Here is a 3,340-nt window from a genome sequence, read left to right on the forward strand (position 1 = left end):
CAAGTTTGAACAACGCGGCGAACGCCTTGGGCATGGTGTCTGGGACTTGATTTATCAGCGGACTGCGTAACGAGACACCATAACAAGCAAGGAGGGCAGTATGGGATGGCGGCAGCGGAATAAAACCCAACCAACCTGCTGGATCATTGCCGGCCCGAATGGTGCAGGCAAAACCACCTTTGCGTTGGAATATTTGCCTCATGTGGTTGGCTGTACTCATTTCATCAATGCTGATTTGATTGCCGCCGGACTCTCGCCACTTGCCCCAGAACGGGAGCTAATGACCGCCAGTCGACTATTTCTCAGGGAAATTGAGGAACGTATTGTGGCTGGTGAAGACTTTGCCTTTGAAACCACTCTAGCAGGGCGTACCTATCTACACCTGATAGAACGGTTACATGCAGAAGGCTGGAAGGTAGCCCTTTTCTATCTCGCTCTGCCCAGTACCGAAATGTCAAAACTCCGTGTGGCCGAGCGGGTTGCCCACGGCGGACACAATATTCCGGTCAAAGATATCGAGCGACGCTTTCCACGCAGCCTCAACAACTTGCTGGACGAATTCAGCCACAAGGTTGATTCCTGCACCTGCTTTATGAATGATGGAGAAAGCCCGGTACTGGTTTTCGAGCAAAAGCACACCAAGCGTAATATCATGCATGATGATTACTACCAGTTTCTACTTGAGGGGGCCAGACAATGAATACCAAACACACCGCCACACCCTCCCCGGAAGGACAACAACAGCTGGAGACGTTACGTCTAGCTGTCGCCAAAACGCTGGAAAAAAAGCGCCGACTGGGACAATACGCGGTGATATGGAAAGATGGTAAACCCACTTTACAAGGTGAAGATGCACCGCTTACAGCTCTATAAGTCAATCACTATGTAGTGATCAAGTAATTTAGGTGAACGCCTTGGGCATGGCGTCTGGGACTTGATTTACCAAAGGATCAGCTAGCAGAATAGGGAAACCCCTAATCAAAGAGTGCCTAATAATGCATGCAGGCAGCAATCACAGAAGCATCCGCGTACCGTCCCGCTTCTGGTTGGGGTTATTGCTGCTTGTCATGCCTTTTATTGCTTGCGCCAGTGACACTGAAAAACAGCGGGTCACACTTGGCCTGCCAGCCTTCTGGGACAAGGAAGAAACCCGTCAACAATGGCAGCCCCTGGCGGATTACCTGACCAGCAGCATTCCAACCGTCAAGTTTGAAATCCAGGTATTAAACCTGACCGAAATGGAGCAGGCTGTAGCAAACCAGGACATCGACTTTCTTTTCACCAACCCTTCCCTCTACGTTTATTACACCTATCGTTATGGCCTCTCCTCCCCTTTGGCTACTGTGGTCAACCAACTGGAAGGGCAGGATGTACGACAATTTGCCGGTGTGATTTTCACCCGTGCCGACCGAACTGACCTGCAGCAGTTATCCGATCTGCGCGGCAAACGCCTGGCAGCGGTTTCCGAGTCATCACTGGCTGCGTATCAGATGCAGCAGTATGAACTGCAGCAGGTTGGCGTTCGCCTGCCGGATCAAGCGGACATGCTGTTCACTGGGCTACCGCTGCCTCGTGTTGTTGAAGCCGTACTGAGTGGCACAGCCGACGCAGGTTTTGTACGCGCAGGGGTACTGGAAAGTATGCAACTGGCAGGAAGTCTTGAAGCAGGAAGCACGCGCCTGATTGGTACCATGACCTTTCCTGACTTCCCCATTCCAGTCAGCACCCGGCTTTATCCAGAATGGCCTTTTGCAGCACTGGGCAACGTACCGGAAGAGCTGTCCCGACAGGTTGCCGGTGCACTTTTATCCTTGCCACGGCAAGGCATCGTTGCACAACAGCTGGATATCAGTGGTTTTACAGTGCCCGGCGACTACCGGATGATTGATCAATTACTGCAAGAATTACGCCTACCACCTTTTAACACTCCGTCCGAGCTTACTTTTCGTGAGGTCTGGGAGCGCTGGCAATACCATCTGTTTACTGGCCTGTTACTATTTGCTCTGTTGTTAGCATCCAGCGTGTTTAGCCTCCGAAAAGCCAACCAGAAACTACTGCGATCACAAGAACATATCCACCACCTGGCTTACCACGACGCCCTGACAAATCTGCCTAATCGAGTATTTTTGCTGGAGATGTTGCAACAACAGCTCATACACAAACTTCAACCTGAAAGCCAGCAACTGGTATTACTGAATCTGGATCGCTTCAAAACCATCAACAATGCGCGAGGCAGTCATCTAGCAGACCTGCTGCTGAAACAGCTGTCTCGACTGCTACAGACACATCTGGGTAATGAAGGGCAGTGCTTCCGGATGGGTGCAGATGAATTTGCCCTGCTGGTGAAATCAACATCCACCCTGCCACAATCACTTTTTACACTCGTCAGCCAGCCCATTGAGCTGGAAGGTGAACGCCTGCCTGTTTCCATAAGTATGGGCTATACCTTTTATCCACTGCCGGAAGATCAGCCGGAAAAGGTGCTCAGTCGTGCCAGCACTGCGCTGGATCACGCCAAGCGCAGCGGCGGCAGCCAGCAAGCCTGTTTCCAGGCGGGGATGGCGCAGAACGTCAACACCAGTTTTGAAGTTGAACGGGAGCTGCCACATGCCATTCACAGTCAGCAACTGCAGCTTTACTTGCAACCTCAGGTGAACGCATCAGGTCAGCGCATGGCTGCAGAAGTCCTGGTGCGCTGGCAACATCCTGAAAAAGGCTTGCTGCCGCCGGGCCAGTTCATTCCAGTTGCAGAAAAATCCAACCTGATTGTTGAGCTGGGTAACTGGGTGCTGAGAGAAAGCTGCAAGTTGATGGCTGATGCAGACAGCCGAGGGATCAACCTGAGACTGGCCGTGAATATCAGTCCACGCCACTTCCGCCAAACAGACTTTGTACCTCGCCTGAGCCACCTGTTAGCCGAAACTGGTATTAACCCGCATCAACTGACCCTGGAAATTACCGAAAGCCTGGTGATCGACAATCTTGCGGATATCATCAGCAAAATGCAGCAGCTACGAAACATGGGGATACACTTCTCAATTGATGATTTCGGTACCGGTTATTCATCTCTAGCCTACCTTAAACGCCTGCCCATTCATGAAATCAAGATTGATCGTGGATTTGTGCAGGATGCCCCCACAAGTGCTGATGATGCTGCGCTGGTTGAAACCATTCTAGCGGTTGCCGAAAAACTCAAATTACAGGTTGTGGCAGAAGGTGTTGAGACCTCAGAACAGGCTGCCTTTCTTAATGCCAGAGCCACCGTACTGCATCAGGGCTATTTATATGGCCGCCCAGAGCCAGCAGAAGATTGGCTGCAACGCTGGCAGCAGTAGGCTAT

3 protein-coding genes are annotated in these 3,340 nt (G+C 51.5%); all 3 read left to right on the forward strand.

Features of this window, described 5'->3' with window-relative positions; all coding sequences use genetic code 11:
- Positions 1-100: 100 nt before the first annotated feature.
- The 3 genes from IBX50_RS18775 (at position 101) to IBX50_RS18785 (ending at position 3,335) form a co-directional block, all read left to right on the forward strand.
- A complete protein-coding gene (locus IBX50_RS18775) occupies positions 101-700 on the forward strand; it encodes a zeta toxin family protein (RefSeq protein WP_292257930.1) in 600 nt (199 codons plus the stop codon).
- Positions 697-873, forward strand: coding sequence for a hypothetical protein (locus tag IBX50_RS18780; RefSeq protein ID WP_292257931.1), 177 nt, complete (start codon positions 697-699; stop codon positions 871-873). Before IBX50_RS18775 ends, IBX50_RS18780 begins: the two co-directional genes overlap by 4 nt.
- 122 nt (positions 874-995) lie before the next feature.
- Positions 996-3,335, forward strand: coding sequence for an EAL domain-containing protein (locus tag IBX50_RS18785; RefSeq protein WP_292257932.1), 2,340 nt, complete (start codon positions 996-998; stop codon positions 3,333-3,335).
- The last annotated feature ends 5 nt before the right edge of the window (positions 3,336-3,340 follow it).

This window comes from Marinospirillum sp. (assembly GCF_014859565.1).

Excerpts from the sequence above, each read along its gene's own strand:
- IBX50_RS18785 (WP_292257932.1), top strand. The coding sequence starts at position 996 with ATGCATGCAGGCAGCAATCACAGAAGCATCCGCGTACCGTCCCGCTTC.
- IBX50_RS18780 (WP_292257931.1), top strand. The coding sequence starts at position 697 with ATGAATACCAAACACACCGCCACACCCTCCCCGGAAGGACAACAACAG.
- IBX50_RS18775 (WP_292257930.1), top strand. The coding sequence starts at position 101 with ATGGGATGGCGGCAGCGGAATAAAACCCAACCAACCTGCTGGATCATT.